Raw genomic sequence first — 21,686 nt, 5'->3', positions numbered from 1 at the left:
TCCTCTGTATCTTTGATATGAGCTTATTATATACACGGCCGATCCTCCTTCTTGTGATTTGAATCACATTGAAATGCAACGATCTGTGACAACCGGGCTTAAGCTTCTTCCTCCTGATTGACAAAAAAATAGGCAGGGCCTTTCAAACGGTTTAAAATGACCGCCCGCATTTCCGGGGAAGGAACTACTTCCTCCAGTGTGCTCTGCATGCAAGATAGCCACGCCTCGGCGCGGGCTCTCGTAATCGGAAAAGGCATATGCCGGGCTCGCATCATCGGATTACCGTGTCTTTCCGTATACAAGGAAGGGCCGCCGAAAAATTGCGTCAAAAATTGAAACTGCTTCTCCATCAAAGGCTCCATGTCCTCCGGAAATAGCGGGGCAAGCAGCGGATTCGCCAACACTTTCGGGTAGAACGTATTAACGATGTTCCGAATTGTCGTTTCCCCGCCGATATAATCGTACAATTCCATTTCGCCGATTCTCCTCTCCCTATCGTATTTTTATTTCCGACTCTCTTTCCTACTATACAAAAATTCCCCCCGGCCCTTAGTGATTGCCGTCACTTTTTTAGAAAATGATCAAACTCCCGCAGCAAAAAGAACGCAATTCCTATCGGCCGTTCTCCGCAGATGCAAGAAGCGCTGTCCCCCCTCCGGAAAAGCCAATAGCCCGTACCGCGCAACGGCAGTACAGGCTATCCCGGCAATATGTAATAGGCAGGCTTCCTATTTCCGCTCTCCGAGCGTGGCGCCTGTCCAAGCTTCATAGCATTTGGCAATAGCGCTCATGTCTTCCGCGCCCCAGCCGCTGTTGCAAGCGATTTGAAAAATTTGCTGGACGGACGCCTGCATCGGCACCGGAACTTGCAGCGACTCCGCCAACCGCCCGGCCAGCTTCAAGTCTTTGAACATCAGCTGCGTCATGAACTGGGCAGAGAAATCCCGATCCAATATTTTGGGCCCTTTCATCTCGGCCATGCCGCTGCGTCCGCCGCCGCCGGCCAGCACTTCGAGGAACAGCTTAGGATCGCCGCCGGATTTTTGGACCATCGTCAAACTTTCCGCCAGTGCCGCCAAATTCGCCGCCACCAGCATGTTGTTGGCCAGCTTGGCGTTGGCTCCGGCGCCGCTTGCGCCCATGTATACCGCTTTTTTACCCATGGCATCGAACAGCGGCACGCAAGCTTCATACGCCTCGCGCTCGCCACCGACGATAAAAGTGAGAACGCCGTCAATAGCCTGCGGCTCGCTGCCTGTCACCGGAGCGTCCAGCATCGTTACCCCGCAGGAAGCTAACTGCTCCGCGAGTTTTTGACTCGTAACGGGATAGATGGTGCTGCAGTCGACGACAATGCGCGGCTTGCCGGTATCGGCGCTGCCTCGACATACCGAGAGAAGGCCCTGTTCGCCCAAATATACTTGCTCTACCGCCGCGTCGTCCGTCAGCATCGTGATCACGATCTCCGCCTGCGATGCTGCTTCCGCAGGGGAAGAAGCGAGTTGCACCGCGTCCAGCGCTTCGAAGTCCTTGACCCTTTCGCGGCTGCGGTTATAAACGATCAACGGGAAGCCCGCTTTATGCAGGTTTAGCGCCATCGGCTTGCCCATCGTTCCAAGTCCGATAAATGCAATTTTCATCATAGATTCTACCTCCTGACAGTACTAATAACCTGCTTGACGCAAGAAACGATACCCATATCCGATTAATCCAAACGTCGCTTTTTATCCCGGAAAAAGGCTCCGGAAGCGGCTTTATTCATTCTATCAAAATATTCCTCGTAAAGGAACCTCTCTTCTATTTAGCCGGGAAACGCCAAACAAGCCGGCGCCGCGTTATAGCGGGCACTGGCTTGTCGTTCCTGCATTGAGACGTCTCCTTACTGGCACTCCGCGATAAAAGCCTGCAGCCGCTCCTTTTGCAGCAGATGATGGCGATAGTGCATCTCGACTAGGGCAAACCACTCCGCTGCGTTCAACCCGCCGAGCCGGGGATGGGCGATCTTGTAATGAGGCGAAGCCTCATTCATCGCAGGAGCCAGTTCCCCGGCTCGCCGCAATACGGCTTGCAGGCCGTCGACCAATTGCTGCTTGCTCTCCGCTTGCGAAGGGGTATACTGCGGAGAGGCCGGAACCTGGATGCGCATCGGCGGGAAGCCGCCCAGATTGAAGACGGCTTCTCCGACCTCGCTCTTGACCGGCATCTCCGTCTCCGCCGGATCGCCCTCCGCTTCGCTCCCTATTCGGCATTGCTCCGCATTCTTAAGCTGCATATAAAGCGCCGTCTGGATAAGGTGCACATACATTTGTCCGAGGGACCAAGCCTCTTCGCTCGGCTTTAGCTTCAGCTGATCCTCGCTGTAACCGTCCAGCTCTTCAATATAATAGTTCGTCCACTTCTCTAGATTCTGCATGATTTCGGTCGTGTTCATTTGGTTATGGCTCCTTTTTCGGTAGGTGATGTTCACAGTATACCAAAACGCTCCTGACAACTGTATGTCAGTTGACGGCAGTCCGGCAGAAATCCGACAAATGAAAAATGACCCCTCGCAAAAGGGGCCGTCGTACTAATGCATGATGATCATATCGGCTCGATTCGGCGCATACCTGCGCGGCATCATTTGCCGCCGAGCGCAAACCTTACCCGATGGACCCTTCCATCTCGAACTTGATCAGACGGTTCATCTCGACCGCATATTCCATCGGCAGCTCTTTCGTAAACGGCTCGATGAAGCCCATCACGATCATTTGCGTCGCTTCCACTTCCGTTAATCCGCGGCTCATCAGGTAAAATAGCTGATCCTCCGACACCTTAGAAACAGTCGCTTCATGCTCCAAAGTCACGTTATCGTTCATGATCTCGTTATACGGAATCGTATCGTTTGTCGAGCGGTTGTCCAATATGAGCGTATCGCATTTCACATTCGCTTTTGCTCCTGCGGCATTTCTGCCGAAGGAAGCGATGCCGCGGTAGGTCACTTTGCCGCCGTGCTTGGAGATCGACTTCGATACGATCGTCGAGGTCGTATCCGGCGCCAAGTGAAGCATCTTCGCCCCGGCGTCCTGGTGCTGGCCTTTGCCGGCAACGGCGATGGAGAGAACCATCCCTTTTGCCCCGCGGCCCTTGAGCACAACCGCCGGGTATTTCATCGTTACCTTGGACCCGATATTGCCGTCGACCCATTCCATCGTCGCGTTCTCTTCGGCGATCGCCCGCTTGGTAACGAGATTGTAGATGTTCGGCGCCCAGTTCTGTATCGTCGTGTAGCGAACGCGCGCATTCTTCTTCACGACGATCTCGACGACCGCGCTGTGAAGCGAGTTCGTGCTGTATATCGGCGCCGTGCATCCTTCGACGTAATGAACGAAGCTGTCTTCGTCGGCGATGATCAGCGTACGCTCGAACTGCCCCATATTTTCGGAGTTGATGCGAAAGTAAGCCTGCAGCGGAATTTCGCATTTCACTCCTTTCGGAACATAGATGAAGCTGCCGCCCGACCATACCGCGCTGTTCAGCGCCGCAAACTTGTTATCCTTCGGCGGGACGACGGCGCTGAAATATTCCTTGAAAAGCTGCGGATGCTCGCGAAGCGCCGAGTCGGTATCCATGAAGATAACCCCTTGCTTCTCAAGATCCTCCTGCATATGGTGGTAAACGACTTCCGATTCGTATTGGGCGGACACCCCGGCCAGAAACTTCTGCTCCGCTTCCGGGATGCCGAGCTTGTCGAACGTAGCCTTAATTTCCTCCGGCACTTCCTCCCAAGTTTTGCCCTGCTTCTCGGACGGTTTAACATAGTACTGAATGTCATTGAAGTCCAATTCGTCCAGATTGCCGCCCCAGCGGGGGAGCGCCATCTTCTCAAACTCCTCCAGCGATTTCAAGCGGAACCTCAGCATCCAATCCGGCTCGCCCTTCATTTCCGAAATCGTGCGGATGATTTGCGGAGTAAGTCCTTTGCCCGATTGAAACACCGCTTTATGCTCGTCGCGGAATCCGTATTTGTACTCTTCCAGCTCAGGCATTATTTTCGCCATGACGATCCATCTCCTTATCCTTTTTACGATGTGCTTACAATGCGTCCCGGCACGATCTGGCTACCCCAGCTTCTTCACCAGAATGCGCTGCAGCTGATCGCGCATCCACTCCAGCGGAATTTCCGAGACGACCGGATGAAGGAAGCCGTAGATGATCAGCCGCTCCGCCTCGGTGCGCGATATGCCGCGCGACATCAAATAATATACCTGCTCGGCATTGACTTGGCCTACGCTTGCCGCATGGCCGGCCTTCACGTCGTCTTCATCGATCAGCAGAATCGGATTGGCGTCTCCGCGCGCCTTCGGGCTCAGCATCAATACCCGTTCCGTCTGCTCGCCGTTGGCATGCGTCGCTCCCTTCTCAATCTTCGTCACGCCGTTAATAATGGCGGTCGCTTCGTCCTTCATGACGGCGCGGGTGACCATACCGCTCTCCGAGGACCGGCCTATATGAACGGCGCCGGTCGTCACGCTCATTCGCTGCGACCCGGTTCCCACGCAGATGACCTTGGTGTCCGAGGTCGAGCCGCTGCCGCGAAGGATCGTCTTCGTATCGGACAGAACATGACCCTCGTGCATATCTCCGATCAGCCATTCGATACGCGCATCGTTCTCCAGAATAGCCCGGCGGTATGAAATATCGATCGCGGAGCTGTCCATATCATGAACGGCGGCGTATCGGATATGCGCCCCTGCTCCTGCGAACACTTCGACGGCCCCGTTATGAACAAGCGCCGCTTCCGTTCCCCCGAGAGACGAGGAGACGTTCTCCACGAAGGATACGCGGCTGTTGGCTTCCGCAATGATCAGAATATGCGGCGCGAACGTCGCCTCCCCGTCGTCGGCGGACAGAATCGCCTGCACGGGCTCTGCGACCGTCACATCCCGCGGCACGTATAGAAACGCGCCGCCGTTCCATAAGGCGGCATGCATCGCCGCCAGCTTGTGCTCGTCACGGGCGTAAGCGGTCATCAGATGTGAGCGAAGCAATTCTCCGTGCGTCCGGGCCGCTTCCTCCAGGCTCGACAGCACAACGCCTTGAGCCGCCCACTCTTCGGGCAGGCGCGTAAAGACGACGGAAGAGTTATGCTGCACGATCAGCAGCCCGGTCCCTGACGCGTCATACAATGAAGCGATGGCCGGGGGGAGCTGCGCAGCCGATGAGACGGTCTTGCCCGGGCGGTGGACGCCTTGCACGTCCAGCCTCCAGCGCCGGATCGGCGTCTTCTCCGGCTGGGGAAGCTGCAAGTCCGCGACTCGCGCCCCCGCTTCTTCCCGCCAGGCGACGAGCCAGTCCGGCTCGTTCTTGCCGCGGGCAATGGCGGCTGCGGCTTTGCAATCGAAAGAGGCGGCCGGGTTAGTCATGACAGGCATCCTCCCGTCTCCTCCTGCGTTTGTCCGACCGTCTCGTCGGCAATGCCCAGCTCTTCTTTGACCCAATCGTAGCCTTCCGCTTCCAGCCGTTCCGCCAGCTCCGGCCCGCCCGACTTCACAATGCGCCCCTGCATCATGACATGCACGAAATCGGGCCGAATGTAGTTCAACAGCCGCTGATAATGCGTGATGATCAGAAAGCTGCGCTCCTTATCCCGCATCGCATTGACGCCAGCCGCGACGATTTTGAGCGCGTCGATATCGAGACCGGAATCGATTTCGTCCAAAATGACAAGCTTCGGCTCCAGCATCATCATCTGCAAAATTTCGTTGCGCTTTTTCTCGCCGCCGGAGAAGCCCTCGTTCAAATAGCGGTGCATAAATTCGAAGCTCATGTCCAGCTCCTTCATCCGCGCTTCCATCAGCCGGATGAACTTGATGAGCGAAATTTCGCGGCCCTCTCCGCGCCGGACGTTGATCGCGCTGCGCAGGAAGTCGGCATTGGTAACCCCGGCGATTTCGCTTGGATACTGCATCGCCAGGAACAAGCCTGCGCGAGCGCGCTCGTCTACTCCCATCTCAAGCACGTTGTCGCCTTCCAAATAAACTTCTCCCTCCGTCACCTCGTACTTCGGATGTCCCATGATCGAAGAAGCGAGCGTGCTTTTGCCGGTCCCGTTCGGACCCATAATGGCATGCACCTGTCCCCCCTGAATAGACAGATCAAATCCCTTCAATATTTCTTTGCCTTCTATCGTCGACCTAAGTCCTCGAATCTCAAACAAATGAATCCGCCTCCGCTTCTGCTTTGTTTTTCTCGTACCACTCGGCAACAAGCCGGTTCATAGGCTCGCTCGTCTCTTTGGCAATTTCGACGAATCGCCGCGGTTCCCGCATTCCATGGTTTGGAGCCCACATGGCATCGTTCGCAATTTCGATGAGCGATTGCCTTGGAATGGGAGTATCGTTAAATCGATGAACCGTTCACCGCTCTCTAATGGCATGGATTAATTCCATCGTTCTCTCCTCCGTATTTCGTCAAAATATCGAGAAGCCAAGCGATGCATCGGTATCTTTCGACCAGATACGCGATATCCCCGCCAGCCGCTACGATGATATTGATTATCATTTGCATCGGTTTTTTTTTCTACCTGTAAACGGATTTTTTTCGGCTGAAGACGGAGCAGCCTCAGTCTGCATACCATTTTCGCTGAGGCGCTCCGAGGTTTTCAGCCGCAACGCAAATAGCCGTTCGGCTTTCCAAAACGAAAGCGAACGGCTTTGCAATACCAAATTCCATCCTTCTATTGCTTTTGTAACTTTACATATTGAGCGGGCGTACACCCGTATTTTTTGTAAAATGCCGCCGAAAAATTGCTCGGATTGTTATAGCCTACGGCCGCCGCAGCCTCGCCGACATTCAATTGTTCGACCTGCATCAGCAATACGCCCTTCTCCAGGCGCCGATCCCTGACATATTCGAACACGGTCATGCCGAATAATTGTTTAAACCCTTTCTTAAGCTTGAACTCGTTCAATTCCGTTACGCGCGCCAGTTCTCTTAACGACAATGGATTTTCGAGCCGCTCGGCAATGATCCCCTTGGCGGCGTACAGCTTCTCTATATCGTGCTTTTTCAGAAAAGCCCCCGGCGGCGAATCCGGCGCTCTCGTATAAGGTTCCAAAACGAGCAAAATAATCTCCATAATCTTGCTTTCCATATGCAGTTTCTTTAACGAGCGCCGATAAGGCGAGCGGACGATTTCAGTAACCGCGCGCTTAAGCTCCACACAATCCTGCAAAGGGCTTATTCGCCCCATTTGGCCTTCCAACCAGTTCTCCACGCTCCGATAATCGTCGGTATGCTCAAAGTAACGCAGCATCTGCTCCGGCGACATACGTATCTCTACAAATTGATAGCGCTGTTTGGATTGTTTCACCAAACGGAAATCGCCGTCTTCCACCGAATACACATTGCCGGACTGCTCGGAGCTCTTGAATCGGTTGCCCCGATAATAGCAATCCGTGAGTCCGCTGAAACAATAGTTGATCTCCAGCACTTGCTTTTCATGGATGTACTGATCCCATTCTTCTTCCAAAACCATATCCGTAATAACCACTTCAACGCCCTGCCGGATTTTCAGCCGGGATATGCTTCCCTCGCCCAAAAGCGGAGAAAGAACAAGGTGCTGCTCCCCGCTGTCCTCCATCCCGCAATCGGCCACATAAGCGGAGAGCCCGTCAAAATAACCGTGGATAAAATCCGAGCGAATGATCTGCTCCATTGGTACGCCTCCGCCTCCTTTTCTATTTGCGAACCGCCGTCTGCGCGCCGTGCACGCTTGTGGCGTATTGGTTTATCGTATCACCGTTGAGAATCATTATCAACCGATACCTAACGGGGCAGCAGCAATAAGATGCCGAGCACGATAATAATGACGTATAGGCAGCTTTCGAATTTCTTGGCGGGAATACGCTTGTTCACATAAACGCCGAGCGCGGTGGCGCAAAGAATAGCGGGCAGCGAGTAGCCGTACATCACGAGCGCGTCCGCCGTCCATAACCCGCCCAGCGCATGGCCGGCAACGACAAGGACGCCGGATATGAGAAAATGGGCCTGCAGCGTGCCCCGAAACCGCTCCGGATGCCATCGCCGCAAAGTACCGTATACGACGACGGGCACTCCGTTGAAGTTATAGGCGCTGCCGAGCACTCCCGAGGCGAAGCCGAACGGCAGCACCCATCCGCGATCGTTGAGCAGCGGCCGCTCGATCGCGCTGGACAACGTTTTCTTCAGCAGGCAGTACCCGCCGTATACGATCAGAAACACTCCCAAGCCAAATGTAATGACAAAAGCCGGCGTGTAACGAAGCACGACCAGGCCGGCGGGAATGCCGATGACGGCGGCGGCCGCCAGCCGGATCAGCACGGCGCGGTCAATATGGCGCCAGCCGCCGAATACGGTAAACAGAGCCACGGTCAGGCCGGCCAGCCCGATCAGGGACACCGAGGTTTGCAAAGGAATCGGAAGCATCGCAAGCAACGGCATGCTGACGATCGCTTCTCCGAAGCCGAATACGGCTCTCATCAAGGCGCCGATGAACACCGCAGCGATGACCAAGACGATAACCTCAGCCGTCATCGTGCCTGCCTCCCATTAGAATAAGATGCCTCATGCCGCCCAATCCGCCGTTGCGGATAACAAACCATTATTTTCAAATCAAGCCCTCCTTTTTTACATATGATATCACACGACAAATGCTGTTGAAATACGAATTTTAACGAGCAAAATCATCGTTTAAACGCCGTAAAATTCAACTGACAAGGTCACCTACATAAAATCACCGAAACTCGTTAAAACACCTTTTACAAACCTTAAAAAGGATGCTGTTCCATCCAAAAAATACGATAAATTAACTGGCAAGGGAGAGCCCCCGGATATCCACAGGAAATTGCTGCGCATCATTTCCTAAACGACAAAAAAGCCCTTGGAACGCAAGGACTTAATGACGTTCTAAATTCGCTGAATGTGCTTCAATCTCTTCCTCCGCCAAGCGCATTCATCATAAATTGGAATATATCCCGGTCGCCGATCTCGCCGCCGTCGGGCGATACGATGTGCTGCACCTGCAGACCGTTTTTAAAAATGGCGAACATCCGTGCGGCCTTCTCCGCATCGACATGCTCCGGAATGGCGCCGTGCTGCTGCCCGACCTCAATCCACTTCTTGGATGTTTGAACAGCCGCCTCGTAATAACGGTTCAAGATGGCCGCTACGGCGGGCTTATCGTTTTGACTGAGCAGGTAGATAAAGATCAGATTGGCGGCGTTGTCCGTGCCCGCTACATGCCCAAGCCGTTCGGACAGCGTGTTCAGCGGACCTGCCAACCCCTCGCGCCCTTCTGGCGCCCGGGCAACGGATTCGAAAAACCGCTGGTTGGTCGTCTCCATGCCCGCCTCGAGAATCAGGCCGAACAATTCGTCTTTGCTTTTGACGTAGTGATAAATGGCGCCTTTAGTCAGCCCGCCCCGGTCGGCAATATCCTGGAGCGTCGTCGCCCGGCAGCCCTTTTCCAAAATCATCTGTTCCGCGATGTCCAGCAGCATCTTCAGACTGGCGTTCATCGATTTATCCTGCATATCGTTTACCTCCAATAGTTCTTTTACGCCGGTATTTTTGCATACTTTCAAAACAATCGCCAACCCTCGGTCCGAATGCTTTAGAACCTTGCGGCCGCTTCCCTTTTGACCCGTCTAACATAGCTGATATTCCACCAGATCGTCAAGGCGATAATCCCGTAAGTCGCAAACGGCGAAATAGCGAGGAACGTCGGGATGGACAGCGAGTATACCAGCGCAACCTTGACGCAAGCCTCCAGCAGCAGGCTGACTCCCCATACGGACGTCATCAGGCGGAATGTCCGGCGGTAATTCGGCAATCTCTCCCATTTCTCATTCATTTGCGGATCATGTCCCGTGAATCTTTCGGCAAAATAATAAATGAGCGGGCGGGCCCAAAACAGCGACACCAGAAACAGCAAACCCATAATCCCGGTTACATAGGACTCTCTGAGCAAAATAAACCGCTCGTCGCCGCCCAGAAGAACGGCAATGACGCCGAGGATCAGGCCTAGGAAAATAAATCCGGAAAACACATCCGCTTTGCGCGTCTTGATCAGGCTGTACAGCGTGTCGCACAGCGGGACGAGAGCCGCGGCGGAGAGCGCCGTCAAGCTGCTCGTATGGGAAATCAGCAGTTGATAAATAGCATAAGGCAGTGCGATGTTCAGAAGCAATGTAATGATAATTTCTTTTTTAGTTTTATTCATAATGATTCTTCCCTTCATTCTTCTTTATCAACAAACCGTCGGTAGGTATCTTTAGTATACATACCGTCGGTAGGTATGTCAATGGGCTGACATTTCGAAGCGCTAATTTTTTTCGGCATGACATGTTCAAGCTCTCTACAGCTTCAAAAAAGCCGCTCGACCTGCCCATATGAGAAAAAAAAGCCCCTTCGCTTCGTCTCGGAAGCGAAAGAGCCTGCTCTAATGAAGCGGAGCGGCGATGAACTTCCTGTTTTCTCTGGTTAGCGCCAAGCTAAGCGCCCGATGCCGCTTGTCTAAAACCAGCCGTGCTTATAATAAGATTCCAGCGGGTGCATTCCGTTCATAACGTCGTTTCTTACGTGATTTTCCGTTGCGACGAGCGCTTCCGCGCGTTCCAGCGCCTGCAGGGCGATCTGCTTGGGGATGACGACGACGCCGTCTTTGTCGGCCGCAATAATGTCCATCGGATGCACGTCGACATTTTGAATCCGAATCGGCACGTTGTACTCCTTCAAGCACCAGCGCCCGACGATATCCGCCGGCGTCGTATAGAGATGAAATACGGGCAGCCCGAGCTTCTCGATGTAATCCACATCCCTCACTCCGCCGTAAATAACGGCGCCGACGCCGCCCCGAGCCTTGATGGTCGTGGAGGAGAGCTCGCCGAGATGGGAGCAGGCGCTGTCGTTAGGCTGACTTACGACCACGTTGAATTTCTGCACGTCGCCCAGCATTTTGAGCATCGGCACGAAGACGACGTCCGCGTCCTCCGAATGCGTAGCCTCTCCTCGCACCGTAAGCGCCGTTCCGCATAATTTGGCATCGGCCGTCAAGCCTTTAAGTTCTTTCGGCAGCACTTGATGTTTATACCCTAACTGATCCAGCGCGTCGGAAATGGCTCCGGTATATATGCGTGAAAACCGTTCGATGATTTCCTCTATGGCGATATCCCCGTATAATCCGTTTTGCTCTTGTTCCTTCTGCATTCTATCCACTCGCTTTCCTCGTTATGATGTGTACATGTCGCAGGCTCTTCCCGGCTTGTAAGGAATCGCATATTCCTTGTGTCCGAGACGCTCCGCTTTCGTCCGCTCTCCGGCTGCGACGCGCTGAATGAGCTTCAGCAGCTCCGCGCCTACGTCTTCGATCGTATCCGTTCCTTCGATGATCCCGCCGGCGTTGATATCGATGTTATCGGCCATTTTGACGGCTGTCTGCGGATTACCGCATATTTTGACGACCGGAGCGACGACGGAACCTACGACGCTGCCGCGGCCGGTCGTGAAGAGAAGCAGCTGCGCTCCCGAAGCAAGCAGCGTGACCAATCCGTCGCTGTCGTTTTCCTCGTACAATGTCAATGAGCTCGAATCGAGCAAGCCGACTTTGTCCAGAATATACAGGCCGGGCAGCTCCGGTCTTTGCGCGGGCTTCAATATGCCGCTGATCGGCTTCGTGCCCGCCTTGCATAGAGCGCCGAGCGACTTTTCCTCAATCGTCGTCAAGCCGCCTTCTTCGTTGCCGGCCGAAACCGCAAACGTGCGCAGCGCATTGCCGAGCGCCCGCGCCCGTTTCAATCCGTCCGTGAGCCGGGCTTTGACCGCCTCACCCGCTGCCCGCGAGAGCAAGTAGTCGTTGCAGCCGAGCAGTTCGGGCAGCTCGCTGAAAATGACGGTCGCCCCCTGCTCGATCAGCCGGTCGACAGCCCAGCCGGCAGCGGGATTGGCCGACAAGCCGGAAGTCGCATCGGAGCCTCCGCACTCCACTCCGATAATGAGATCACCTAGCCCGATCGGTACCCGCCGATGCCGCTCGGCATCGCGAATCATGCGGGCCGCTATCGTCTTGCCCAGCTCGATGGAGGCGAGCGAACCGCCGGCCTCCTGAATTGCAATCAGTTCCACCGGCTTGCCGCTGACGGCGATTTGAGCTGCAAGCGCATTCACATCGGTGCTTTCGCATCCGAGACGAACGATGAGTACGCCCGCGACGTTCGGATGACGCCCAAGCTCCACGAGCATCCGAAATGCGTAAGTATCCTGATAGCACCCGGCAAAGCCGAACACCTCGGTACCCGGTACGCCTCGCGAAATCGTATCGGCTACATGATGCGCGCATTCTACGGTATAAATAACCGCGACATGATTACGTATGCCGATTCTTCCATCCGCTCTTTTGAACCCCATCATGTTCATTGTCACCTCCTTCCTGCTGCATGCTGCGCAAATTATGCAAATGAATGTGTGCTCCTGCCGGAATATCGGACATTGCGATTCCTATCGGAACGCCGAATTTGAGCACGAATTGTCCGGCAGGAATCAAAGTGAGAGCGAACTTATGTCCGAACGGAATCGTGTCCTGCAATATAACGGACGGACCGCCTCCGGTTTCGTCCGGTGTCACCTCCGAGCCTTGGCGCAGCACGGCGAGCGCGGTCGCCGTATTATCTTTGGCGGACAAAACGAGCAGTCTTCTGGCTTGCGTGCGCTCTTGCATGTCAACCCTCCTTATGTTGCGTTGCAATCACATCTCCACATCTCCGGCAAACATGTCGCGTTTTTTCTTAATCGTCGTATAAATGCTGAAGACGAACATGAGAATGGCGATAACGAGCAGCGTTCCCGAAATAGGCCGCTGAAAGAACCCCCAGAAATCTCCCTTAAAATAAATCAGCGATTGCAGCAATGAATTTTCCAGCAGCTTGCCCAAAACAAATGTCAGCACAATCGGAGCCATCGGAATGTCGAGCTTCTTCATCGCGTAGCCGACCACGCCGAATACGACCATAACCGCCACGTCCCAAAGGCTGTTGTTGACCGTATATGCCCCTATGACAGAAATGATCATGATGAGCGGGAACAATATTTTCGGAGGAATCATTGCGATTTTCGCCCAGACGCCGGCCATAGGAAGGTTCATGATCAGCAGCATGCCGTTGCCGATGAACATACTGGCAATGACGGCCCATACGAATATGGGATTGCTCTCGAACAATGTCGGCCCCGGCGTCAGGCCGTGCATAATGAACGCACCCAAAATAATCGCGATCGTCGGAGAACTCGGAATGCCTAGCGTAAACAAGGGAATGAGCGCCGAGCCGCAGTAGGCGTTGTTCGCCGTCTCGGGGCCCGCCACGCCCTCGATCGCGCCTTTGCCGAACCGCGACGGGTCCTTGGCCACCTTTTTCTCCAATGAATAGGACAGGATGGCCGGGATGACGGAATTGGAACCCGGGATCAGCCCGGTAATCATTCCGAGCCCTGTGCCTCTCGCGATAGCCATCAGCGTAGGGCGCCATTCCTCGCGTTTGGGCAGCAGTCCTTTGACTTTAGGCAGCTTCTCGCCATTCATGCTTTGTTCCATGCCGATCAGAACTTCGGAAATCCCGAACAGCCCCATAGCGATCGTTACAAAATCGAGCCCGCTCATCAAATGCGCTTCCCCGAACGTAAACCTCATCGCCCCGGAGACGGGGTCCATCCCGATGAGCGACAGCGCCAGCCCTAAAATAGCGGATACGAGCCCGCGAACGACCGATTTGCCCATCAACCCGATAACCATAACGAGCCCGAACACCATCAGCGCAAAAAACTCCTGAGGACCGAACTGCAAAGCCAGCTTGGCCAGCGGCGGGCCGATCACCGCCAAAGCAACGATCGAAACGGTACCGCCGATGAAAGAGCCGATCCCGGCTACGCCCAGCGCCGTTCCGGCGCGCCCCTGCCTGGCCATCGGGTGACCGTCCAAACAGGTGATGACCGAAGCCGCTTCTCCCGGCGTGTTAATCAGCACGGATGTAATCGTTCCGCCGTACATGGAGCCGTAGTAAATGCCCGACAGCATAATGATGGCGGATACGGGCTCCATCGAGAACGTAATGGGCAGCAATAACGCCGTGCCCGTCGTCGGCCCTAACCCGGGAAGAACGCCTACCAGCATCCCGATGGTGACTCCGATAAGGCAGTACAGAAGGTTCCACCAGGAAAACGCCGCCGCAAATCCTTCCGCTACTTGCATAAAACTATCCAACATTCATCCCTCCTTACCATCCGAAATCGTTTACAGGCAGCGGCACATCGAGCAAAGTCTGGAAAATGACAAATACGGCGACGGAAATTCCGCCCGAAATACAAAGCGCCCAGTGCCATCTGAATTCTCTTGCCAGAACGATGAACAGCAGCGCCGTTGCCGCAATGACGAATCCGGTAAACGATACGATCAGCATGAATACGATCAGCGCTCCGATGGCGCAGCCTATGTTCCCGAGCGCCCGGCCCCTGGGCAAAAGAGCATGCAGCCGGATCGCTTCCTTCTTCAAGGACTCTCCGATATACAGCAGCGAAACCAGCATCAGAGAACCGCTTAACCATAATGGCAAAAATCCGGGACCAGGCCCCAGGGCAGTGCTGTATTCTAGCGTCAGCGATTGCCAGAACAAAATTCCGCCGAAGCCGAGCAGAAGGAGCCCGGCCCAAACGCCGGCATTGTTCATTGGAACACATCCTTTGATATAAAATAATAGTTACGGTTTCTGCTGTTTTTTAGCCGCTTCAACGATCGGCACTAACGCTTTCGTATCATTATCAATATAGGCTTTGAAGTCGGCTGCATTTTTATAATCGATTTCGGCAAACGATTGGTTCATAAAATCGATGAATTTGGGATCTTTCACCGCTTTGGCTACCGCCGCCTCCAATTTTTTCACGATCTCATCGGGCGTTTTCTTCGGAACGGCCAACCCGCGATACGTCATGGCGATCACGTCGACTCCCTTTTCTTTCATGGTCGGAACGTCCTTTAATCCTTCGAGCCGCTGGTCGGACATGATGGCGAGCGGGCGTAAATTACCGCTGTCGATATGCGTTTTTACTTCACCCGGGCCGTATAGGCCGAAGTCCGCCCGTCCGCCCAAAATTTCCACAATGGCCGGGGCCGCTCCCTGGAACGGTACCGTTACGAAATCCGCTTTGGCTGCCTGCGCGAAAGGAATGGCATAGTAATTGGGCACCGCCGAAGCGGCAAAGTTCAGCTTGCCGGGATTCGCCTTTAACGCAGCCATCAGATCTTCAAAGGTCCGGTATTTCGATTTGGCGGACACGACCAGCACAATGTGATCCGTATTGACGTTGCCGATGTAAGTAAAGTCATCCGTCTTGAAAGGAGCGAGCCCCATCATAGGAAGCGAGGCTACTTCCCGCGTGACCATAGTGAGCGTGTACCCGTCGGGCTGCGCATGGAGCCCCTCGTTCATCCCTACAGAACCGGAACCGCCGGTTTTATTGGCTACTACTACCTCTTGTCCAAGGCTCGCCTTCATCGCTTCGGCCAACGCGCGGCCGATCGTGTCCGTACCTCCGCCGGCGGCGAACGGAACGATCAGTTCAATGGGCTTGGAAGGGAAATTGGCGGCTCCGCTTTTGTTCGAGCATGCGGACAACACCGGGAAGACGAGCAGAACGGCAATCAGAAGCCAAGACATTATTTTCTTCATATGAAATAACCTCCTACGATAATTAAGAAAAGCTGCTATTCGGAGTCTCCTCGAAGATGGATTGACAGCGTTTCCAATCTTGCGGAGCCGGAAGCTGTCGAGCGACTTGTTAAGTAATCGTCAGCAATGAACCGTCTTATCGTTTTTTCATAAAAGAGCGAACCCCTCTCATCAATTTCACATATGTGAAATTATATTTTACATATATGTATATGAAGATGATATTATTATGGCTTCATGCTATAATGATGTCAATATATTTTTTCGGGAAGGACTGTCTTTATGAGCAAAAGCGATTTCTCGCCGGTGAAGTCGGCCGACCGCGTATTCGATATTTTGGAGGAGCTTATCCATCATCCGCACGGCATTACGACCCACGAGCTGGGCAAGCGCCTCGGCATCGCGGCCAGCAGCATTCACGCGCTGATTCAAACGATGGTGCACCGCAAATACGCCAAAATCAACGAAGAACGCAAAATTACCCTCGGAACCAAGTTTTACGAATTTGCGGCGCGATATTCCAACGATCCTCTTCTTCTGCATGCTAAGCCGATTATGAAATCGCTGGCCCGGCAAGTGAACGAAAACATTCATCTTGCCGTGCTCGACGGCTTGGATATCGTCTATATTGCCTGCGAGCAAACGACTCATCCCGTGCGCTACCATGTCGAAATCGGACAAACCCAGAAAGCGTATGTAACCGGCGTTGGAAAAATGCTGCTCTCCCAGTATTCCGATAAAGCGATTCGGGATATGTTCGCAAGCTATCATTTCGAGAAATTGACGGAACATACGATCGATTCCATCGAGATGCTCGCGGAACGCCTGGAGCTCATCCGCCGGAACGGCTACAGTCTCGACGACAGCGAGTCCTATGTCGGCGCCAAGTGCTATGCGGCTCCAATTTATGATGCCAACGGCGCAATGATTGCGAGCATCAGCATCAGCATCCCCTTCCTTCGCGCCGATTCGGCCCACGACGATGCCTATGTGGCTCTCATAAAGGAAGCGGGCCGGCAAATTTCCGCGCTGTTCGGCGACCGGTAACGACAAACGCTGCCGGCGTCCTTCGCACGGCTGCCCCGCTCGCATTCACCTCTGCGCTGTACAAAAACATCCTTTATCTGCAAATAGCCTAAGCTTCCGCATTTCGAAGCTTAGGCCGTGCTGCGGATCATTCCGATACGGCGAACCAATCCGCATTCTGCTTGCCGAGCAGCTTGCGATGTCCTTGAAATTCATCGTAGACGCTCAGGCTGTATTGTTTTAAAAACTCCGTTTTGTAGATCAGATCCTCATCGCTTACCTCAATCGTAAACTGCTGTTTCTTGCCCGGCCTTAGCGCATTGTCGTTCCCCGACTCGGACGCCTTGCCGTCATCCTCCGCTTCCCAATCCTTCAGATCGTACGACCTCTCAAACGATTGATTCCCCGAATGATCCTCGAAGACAAGGACCAGTCGATGTCCCGCCATGTCCGTCTCGATGTGCCCGGTCCTCGTAATTTCGTAATCGAACTTCAAATACAGCTTGCCGGTATGGATCGAGGTGTTGATCCGGCTCAAAGAAATCATGTAAGGAAACAGCTCGATTTGTTTCAACGAAGGTTGTACATCGCTCTTCTCGGACGGCATCTCGAAGGCAACCGGGCTCGCGTATGCGTCCGGTTTGCTCTCTCCCTCGCTATCGCTATCGGCGGCCATGGCGACAGCGTCTCCGACGATGATCTGCATATCGTCCGCGCTGCAGCCTTCAGGCAGCTCGGCCCACACATGGAACAACGCTTTTCCGTCCGGTCCGATCGGTTGGCGCACTTCTGATACTTGCGCCAGAAATACCGCGCCGTCTTTGGCAAGGAAGCGCGCGGCCAGCGGAGCCATGTCGGCAGCCCGCTTCTCCAGGTTGCTTACTTCCAGCTCTGCGGATATGAGCCGGCCCGAAGGTCCGGAATAAGTATTGACGGCCGCTATCGAATATCGGGCCCTCCGCCCCTCGGCTTCACGCGTATAAGAGGAGCCTGCCGCTGCGAGCGGAACGGACTGGATGCCGATTGGAACCGCGATCTCCAGCGTATCGGCCGATGGAGTATCGCTAGCTTTCTCCTGCAGCACTAGCTTGGCCTGTGAATAACGGTACGTATAAGGAATTTTACCGATCGCCTGAAATTCGATGGCCGAGTCGGCGCCAATGCCGATCGCTTGACTGCCGTTAACCAGCTTGGCGTCTACTTTGACCGAATCGTCAAACAGGAAGTACGCGGTCATATCGGGAACCGGCAGCGTATCCCCTCCTTGATTCGTTAGCTTGACGGCGGCGTTTACAATATCCTGGCCGTCCCAAGGAACGCGGGAAACACCGGCCAGCTGCACAGTGTAAGAGCCGGCCTCATTATGAAACGCAAATGATTCCCCAAGCTCTCCGGACGGTGGCGCGGCTGCCGGCAGCTTCAAATCGCCGATAGGCATGATGATGCCCGGTTCGGGAATGGCCAGGCCGATCAGCAGCTCTCCGTCATCCGCATTAACAGAAGCGGGAATACTGCCCGTAAGCTCCAGCTCCTTCGCCTCTTGCGGAGCGATGCTCAAGCCTTGCGCCTGTTTGGCTTGCAGCGGATACATAAGGCCGTCGCGCGTCCGGAATTTGTATTCGTATGCGGGTACCTTCAGGTTCCCATTTCCGGCATTCTCCAGACGAAGTACTATGGCGGGCGAGCTGTTCTTCGCATTCCTGGCCATATGCAGCTTCTTAACCGACAGCTTCATAGAAATTCCGTCGACTTGGACGGTTTCCTCCCCGCCCTCCGGGATAACGGTCGGATAGGACCCGGGAACCGATAGCCGGGCGAGCACACGCTCGAACCCGGGCTCACTGAAATCCCATTGGATGAATTCGAACGTGAGATCATGCAGATCAACCGCCTGCTCCGGCACGGCGTAGAAGTGGATATCCTGCTGCGATTTGGCGGCAATCCGGTTTTTGTTCCTATCCTGCGGCAGCGTATGCACCTGGATCTCGCCGCCGTCTTTGGTTCTTAAGCGCACCCAGTAATCCATGAACAGCAGGTCGGAGGTTCCTCCGTTATCGACATGAACGGTGAAGCTGATCGCAGGATTCGTTGCATCCGGCTGCATCATGACATCGATCAATTCCACAGAAGCGGAATCGTTTAACTGGACGTTTCCGATAGACGGAGCTGTTCCCGAGGAGAGCGGGGCCGCCGCTGCGGCTCCCGGATTATCCCCTTCCGCATAAGCCGGGATAGCGGCTGCGAAACTAAGGACAGCGGTTAATAGAAGGGCGCAGCTTCTTATTCGCGTGCGCGAGTTGCTTTGTCGTTTCATACATACCTCCGCGTTGGTTCTTGTTGTATTATTCGTTTAAGTAGGTCGTCACCCGGTTCTGGATTAACTTGGCCGTCTCCTCCGCCGATTTTTGCCCGGCAAAGTAAGACTTGGACTCTTCCCCGACAATCGAATTGATCTTCGCGTCCGATTGGGTGAAGCTGTTGGCTTCAGCGATCATTTCGCGGACCGACTGCAATTCTTCATCCGTCAAAGGTTTGGGAACCGCTCCATTGAGCAGCTTGATCGAGCCCTGCTTCAGCTTCTCCTGCAGCTCGCCCAGCTGCTTCTCGGCTACGGCGCGATGAAGCGGAAAACCGTTCAAATCCGGCGATGACTGCATGTCTTCGGATAACAGAAACTTCAGGAAATCCCAGGCTTCCGGCTTGACGCCCGATTTGGCGTTAATCCCAAACATCATTCTGGATAGGAAAGTAATGCCTTGATCCGTTCCCGGCTTCCGGTATACTTTACCGTCGTCATACACGGACTTGGGATACAGCACGAAATTTTCCAGCGAATTGACCGACCACGGACTGAAGAACTGGTTTCCCCAGCTCGTCGCTTCATCCGACAACAGCCCGTCGTCATACATCTGCTTGATCTGCTTCATCAGATCCATGAACTCTTTCGAATCAAAGCGGGCTTCCCCTTTGGCCGGATCGACATACTTGCCGTAATGATCTCCAAGCACATTGACGAGCAGCGATTCAGGCGGGTTATTCGTCATAACGTATTTATCCGGGGTTCCGTCCCCATCGGAATCTCGGGTCAATTGCTTGGCTATCTCCGCAAACTTGTCCCAGGTCCACTGCCGGTCATCGATCGGGACCCCTGCGGCTCGAATCGCAGCGGCGTCGCCAAGCAGCGTATTTAAGGAAAAGCTGAGCGGCATGGCGTACAAGCCGCCGCCCTGCTTCGTTGAATTCAGAATGTTGCCGTAATATTGATTGATGTCGAACGCCTTGTCGTTTGCCATCATCTCGTTCAAATCGGCGAGCAGCTTCTTCCCCGCATATTTGGATACGGGCAAATTTTGCAGCGAAATCAGATCGGCTCCTTTGCCGGACAGCACTTCCGTGTTAACCGAGTTGACATACTTCTCGAACGAAGCCGAGTCCATTCCAAGCTTCATCGATGTATTCCCGCCATCGGGCGCAGCTTGATATTCCTTGATTTGAATGTCGATGTCCGGATGAGACCGCTCATATTGTTGCTCCGCGAGCTTCAGAAATTTGTCGGCTTGCAGCACGGAGACGGTCACGATCTTTTTGCCGTCCGCCGCGACAGCCGCCCCCCCTTTGTTTGACTCGCTTCCTCCGGTGCATGCCGTAACGGTTACGGCCAACATGCCGCTGATGACGGCAAGACTGATTCGTTTCATTGATCATTGCTCCCTTCGTATCGATCCTTGACGGTTTTATTGCAGCCGAACGCGATTGCCCTCCTGCAGCGGCTCGCTGCTTTCAATAACGATTTTATCCTCCGGCGAAAGACCTTTGGCGACGGCCGTTTCCTTGTCGTTCGCATCGCCTTTGGTCAGATAGGACTTTTCCACAGTAAATTCGTTTCCAAGAGGCCCCTTGTTCTCGCGAATGGTATATACATAGCTGCCGTCTCCATCCTCTTTGATCGCGCCATTCGGGATCAGCAGGCTCTCTTTGGCAGCCAGCTTAACGATGACGCAGCTTGCGCTTTCTCCTCCCTGAATGCCTTCGCCTTGTACTGAAATGACGATCCGCTTCTGCGGGCCTGCGGCTTGAGTATCCGCTTCTTTCTTGTCCCGCGCAGATAATGCGGCGCCCTTTGACGTTCCGCTTGATTCAACCTTTTCGATCTCCGTAATTAGCCCTTCCACCTGCCGGTTCGCGCTTCCCTCCGAATCGATCCGGACCGGCACTTTATCTCCCGTCTTCAAGAGATTGGCCGAACTTGCCGGAAGCTCGATCTCCAGTTTGTATCCCTTATCCGTCCGGGAAATCCGGATGAGCGGCTGCCCCGGCGACGGAGGAAGCGTCTCGTCTTCGAGCAGTTTAGTCACCGTCCCGTCGAACGGCGCTTTCAGTTCTCTCTGCTCGTTCGACTTCTCCTGCATGCTTGCGATTTTTCTTTCCTGGATGCCGATATCGATAGTCTGGCTCTCCAAGCTGCGGTTTGCCGCCCGTGCAGCGAGTTCATCTCCGTTCTGCCGTGCGGCAATATAATCGTCCTGCGTTTTTTCAAGCGCCAATTGCTGCTGCCTAAGCCTCGCCTGTTCGTCCTGAAGCTGCCGCTCCGCTTCTTTATTATCGAAGGCGATAAGCACTTGGCCTTTTTGGACGAAGTCCCCCTCCTTGACAAGCGTCTTGCTCACCTTCAGACCGGCCGCGTTCGTCAGCTCTGCCGCTTCTTGCGGTTCGATCGTTCCGCTGCCTTCCATCGTGTGTTGAAGCTTCGCCTTTCGGGGCTGTTCTGTATTTACTTTCGGCAATTTCATCGCGAGCAGGGTATTGCTGAATAAAGTAAGCAGCAGCAGCAAGGTTAGAAAACAGCCGAATATGGCGGCTATCGTCTTCTTTCGTTTAGCGGCCGTCTGTTCATTCATTGCTATCTGCACGTTTCGTTCCTCCTAACGGTTC

At 54.2% G+C, this 21,686-nt stretch carries 20 protein-coding genes and 1 pseudogene; 1 reads left to right on the top strand and 20 read right to left on the bottom strand.

The window, feature by feature from the left end; all coding sequences use genetic code 11:
- Window positions 1-98 precede the first annotated feature (98 nt).
- The 17 genes and pseudogenes from N0M98_RS10255 to N0M98_RS10180 form a co-directional block, all read right to left on the bottom strand.
- Window positions 99-473: a globin domain-containing protein gene (locus N0M98_RS10255; protein ID WP_259617780.1), complete on the bottom strand. Its 375-nt coding sequence runs from the start codon at window positions 471-473 to the stop codon at window positions 99-101.
- Window positions 474-728: 255 nt separating this feature from the next.
- A complete protein-coding gene (locus N0M98_RS10250; RefSeq protein WP_259617779.1) occupies window positions 729-1,643 on the bottom strand; it encodes an NAD(P)-dependent oxidoreductase in 915 nt (304 codons plus the stop codon).
- A gap of 236 nt (window positions 1,644-1,879) precedes the next feature.
- Entirely contained in the window at window positions 1,880-2,431 is a 552-nt protein-coding gene (locus N0M98_RS10245) for a DinB family protein (RefSeq protein ID WP_249863495.1), read from the bottom strand.
- Window positions 2,432-2,639: 208 nt separating this feature from the next.
- The gene (gene sufB / locus N0M98_RS10240) at window positions 2,640-4,037 is read right to left on the bottom strand and encodes a Fe-S cluster assembly protein SufB (RefSeq protein WP_259617778.1); all 1,398 of its coding nucleotides are present in this window, start codon (window positions 4,035-4,037) and stop codon (window positions 2,640-2,642) included.
- 60 nt (window positions 4,038-4,097) lie between these two features.
- On the bottom strand, window positions 4,098-5,402 hold the full coding sequence (gene sufD, locus N0M98_RS10235) for a Fe-S cluster assembly protein SufD (protein WP_259617829.1): 1,305 nt from the start codon (window positions 5,400-5,402) through the stop codon (window positions 4,098-4,100).
- On the bottom strand, window positions 5,399-6,196 hold the full coding sequence (sufC, locus tag N0M98_RS10230) for a Fe-S cluster assembly ATPase SufC (RefSeq protein ID WP_249863497.1): 798 nt from the start codon (window positions 6,194-6,196) through the stop codon (window positions 5,399-5,401). Before sufC ends, sufD begins: the two co-directional genes overlap by 4 nt.
- Window positions 6,189-6,380 (bottom strand): annotated as a pseudogene (locus N0M98_RS33865) (nitroreductase family protein); the annotation flags it as partial. The pseudogene N0M98_RS33865 and the gene sufC, both read right to left, overlap by 8 nt.
- A gap of 335 nt (window positions 6,381-6,715) precedes the next feature.
- Window positions 6,716-7,696, bottom strand: coding sequence for an AraC family transcriptional regulator (locus N0M98_RS10225; RefSeq protein WP_259617777.1), 981 nt, complete (start codon window positions 7,694-7,696; stop codon window positions 6,716-6,718).
- Between the two features lie 110 nt (window positions 7,697-7,806).
- On the bottom strand, window positions 7,807-8,553 hold the full coding sequence (locus tag N0M98_RS10220) for a sulfite exporter TauE/SafE family protein (RefSeq protein ID WP_249863500.1): 747 nt from the start codon (window positions 8,551-8,553) through the stop codon (window positions 7,807-7,809).
- A gap of 392 nt (window positions 8,554-8,945) precedes the next feature.
- Window positions 8,946-9,551, bottom strand: coding sequence for a TetR/AcrR family transcriptional regulator (locus N0M98_RS10215; RefSeq protein WP_249863501.1), 606 nt, complete (start codon window positions 9,549-9,551; stop codon window positions 8,946-8,948).
- A gap of 80 nt (window positions 9,552-9,631) precedes the next feature.
- Window positions 9,632-10,240 (bottom strand): VC0807 family protein, encoded by a 609-nt coding sequence (locus N0M98_RS10210; RefSeq protein WP_259617776.1) that lies wholly within the window; start codon window positions 10,238-10,240, stop codon window positions 9,632-9,634.
- Between the two features lie 293 nt (window positions 10,241-10,533).
- Window positions 10,534-11,226, bottom strand: coding sequence for an RraA family protein (locus tag N0M98_RS10205; protein ID WP_249866152.1), 693 nt, complete (start codon window positions 11,224-11,226; stop codon window positions 10,534-10,536).
- Between the two features lie 21 nt (window positions 11,227-11,247).
- A complete protein-coding gene (locus N0M98_RS10200) occupies window positions 11,248-12,426 on the bottom strand; it encodes a UxaA family hydrolase (protein WP_249863503.1) in 1,179 nt (392 codons plus the stop codon).
- Window positions 12,383-12,733: a UxaA family hydrolase gene (locus tag N0M98_RS10195; RefSeq protein WP_249863504.1), complete on the bottom strand. Its 351-nt coding sequence runs from the start codon at window positions 12,731-12,733 to the stop codon at window positions 12,383-12,385. Before N0M98_RS10195 ends, N0M98_RS10200 begins: the two co-directional genes overlap by 44 nt.
- Before the next feature lie 27 nt (window positions 12,734-12,760).
- Window positions 12,761-14,269 (bottom strand): tripartite tricarboxylate transporter permease, encoded by a 1,509-nt coding sequence (locus N0M98_RS10190; RefSeq protein ID WP_249863505.1) that lies wholly within the window; start codon window positions 14,267-14,269, stop codon window positions 12,761-12,763.
- Window positions 14,270-14,279: 10 nt separating this feature from the next.
- On the bottom strand, window positions 14,280-14,729 hold the full coding sequence (locus N0M98_RS10185) for a tripartite tricarboxylate transporter TctB family protein (RefSeq protein WP_249863506.1): 450 nt from the start codon (window positions 14,727-14,729) through the stop codon (window positions 14,280-14,282).
- 30 nt (window positions 14,730-14,759) lie between these two features.
- Window positions 14,760-15,728, bottom strand: a complete 969-nt coding sequence (locus tag N0M98_RS10180) for a tripartite tricarboxylate transporter substrate binding protein (RefSeq protein WP_259617775.1) — start codon at window positions 15,726-15,728, stop codon at window positions 14,760-14,762.
- Between the two features lie 282 nt (window positions 15,729-16,010).
- On the opposite strand from N0M98_RS10180, the gene N0M98_RS10175 reads away from it, so the two are divergent.
- On the top strand, window positions 16,011-16,775 hold the full coding sequence (locus N0M98_RS10175; RefSeq protein WP_259617774.1) for an IclR family transcriptional regulator: 765 nt from the start codon (window positions 16,011-16,013) through the stop codon (window positions 16,773-16,775).
- Window positions 16,776-16,902: 127 nt separating this feature from the next.
- Here the strand turns inward: N0M98_RS10175 and N0M98_RS10170 are convergent, their stop codons facing one another.
- Genes N0M98_RS10170 through N0M98_RS10160 form a run of 3 tightly spaced genes read right to left on the bottom strand, consistent with a single transcriptional unit; the run spans window position 16,903 to window position 21,664 of the window.
- Window positions 16,903-19,068: a hypothetical protein gene (locus tag N0M98_RS10170; RefSeq protein WP_259617773.1), complete on the bottom strand. Its 2,166-nt coding sequence runs from the start codon at window positions 19,066-19,068 to the stop codon at window positions 16,903-16,905.
- Between the two features lie 28 nt (window positions 19,069-19,096).
- Complete coding sequence (locus N0M98_RS10165) at window positions 19,097-20,452, bottom strand: ABC transporter substrate-binding protein (protein ID WP_259617772.1); 1,356 nt, start codon at window positions 20,450-20,452, stop codon at window positions 19,097-19,099.
- 36 nt (window positions 20,453-20,488) lie between these two features.
- On the bottom strand, window positions 20,489-21,664 hold the full coding sequence (locus N0M98_RS10160; RefSeq protein ID WP_249863511.1) for an efflux RND transporter periplasmic adaptor subunit: 1,176 nt from the start codon (window positions 21,662-21,664) through the stop codon (window positions 20,489-20,491).
- Window positions 21,665-21,686: the final 22 nt, after the last annotated feature.

Source organism: Paenibacillus doosanensis (assembly GCF_025060755.1).
Lineage (GTDB): Bacteria > Bacillota > Bacilli > Paenibacillales > NBRC-103111 > Paenibacillus_S > Paenibacillus_S doosanensis.
The sequence above is the reverse complement of the archived record's forward strand: the minus strand, read 5'-3'. Positions and strand labels throughout refer to the sequence as shown.

Coding starts and splice junctions, on each gene's coding strand:
- N0M98_RS10190 (WP_249863505.1), bottom strand. CDS start 14,269: ATGTTGGATAGTTTTATGCAAGTAGCGGAAGGATTTGCGGCGGCGTTT.
- N0M98_RS10170 (WP_259617773.1), bottom strand. CDS start 19,068: ATGAAACGACAAAGCAACTCGCGCACGCGAATAAGAAGCTGCGCCCTT.
- N0M98_RS10175 (WP_259617774.1), top strand. CDS start 16,011: ATGAGCAAAAGCGATTTCTCGCCGGTGAAGTCGGCCGACCGCGTATTC.
- N0M98_RS10250 (WP_259617779.1), bottom strand. CDS start 1,643: ATGATGAAAATTGCATTTATCGGACTTGGAACGATGGGCAAGCCGATG.
- N0M98_RS10180 (WP_259617775.1), bottom strand. CDS start 15,728: ATGAAGAAAATAATGTCTTGGCTTCTGATTGCCGTTCTGCTCGTCTTC.
- N0M98_RS10195 (WP_249863504.1), bottom strand. CDS start 12,733: ATGCAAGAGCGCACGCAAGCCAGAAGACTGCTCGTTTTGTCCGCCAAA.
- N0M98_RS10200 (WP_249863503.1), bottom strand. CDS start 12,426: ATGATGGGGTTCAAAAGAGCGGATGGAAGAATCGGCATACGTAATCAT.
- N0M98_RS10215 (WP_249863501.1), bottom strand. CDS start 9,551: ATGCAGGATAAATCGATGAACGCCAGTCTGAAGATGCTGCTGGACATC.
- N0M98_RS10255 (WP_259617780.1), bottom strand. CDS start 473: ATGGAATTGTACGATTATATCGGCGGGGAAACGACAATTCGGAACATC.
- N0M98_RS10245 (WP_249863495.1), bottom strand. CDS start 2,431: ATGAACACGACCGAAATCATGCAGAATCTAGAGAAGTGGACGAACTAT.
- N0M98_RS10210 (WP_259617776.1), bottom strand. CDS start 10,240: ATGAATAAAACTAAAAAAGAAATTATCATTACATTGCTTCTGAACATC.
- N0M98_RS10205 (WP_249866152.1), bottom strand. CDS start 11,226: ATGCAGAAGGAACAAGAGCAAAACGGATTATACGGGGATATCGCCATA.
- N0M98_RS10225 (WP_259617777.1), bottom strand. CDS start 7,696: ATGGAGCAGATCATTCGCTCGGATTTTATCCACGGTTATTTTGACGGG.
- sufD (WP_259617829.1), bottom strand. CDS start 5,402: ATGACTAACCCGGCCGCCTCTTTCGATTGCAAAGCCGCAGCCGCCATT.
- sufB (WP_259617778.1), bottom strand. CDS start 4,037: ATGGCGAAAATAATGCCTGAGCTGGAAGAGTACAAATACGGATTCCGC.
- N0M98_RS10220 (WP_249863500.1), bottom strand. CDS start 8,553: ATGACGGCTGAGGTTATCGTCTTGGTCATCGCTGCGGTGTTCATCGGC.
- N0M98_RS10185 (WP_249863506.1), bottom strand. CDS start 14,729: ATGAACAATGCCGGCGTTTGGGCCGGGCTCCTTCTGCTCGGCTTCGGC.
- N0M98_RS10165 (WP_259617772.1), bottom strand. CDS start 20,452: ATGAAACGAATCAGTCTTGCCGTCATCAGCGGCATGTTGGCCGTAACC.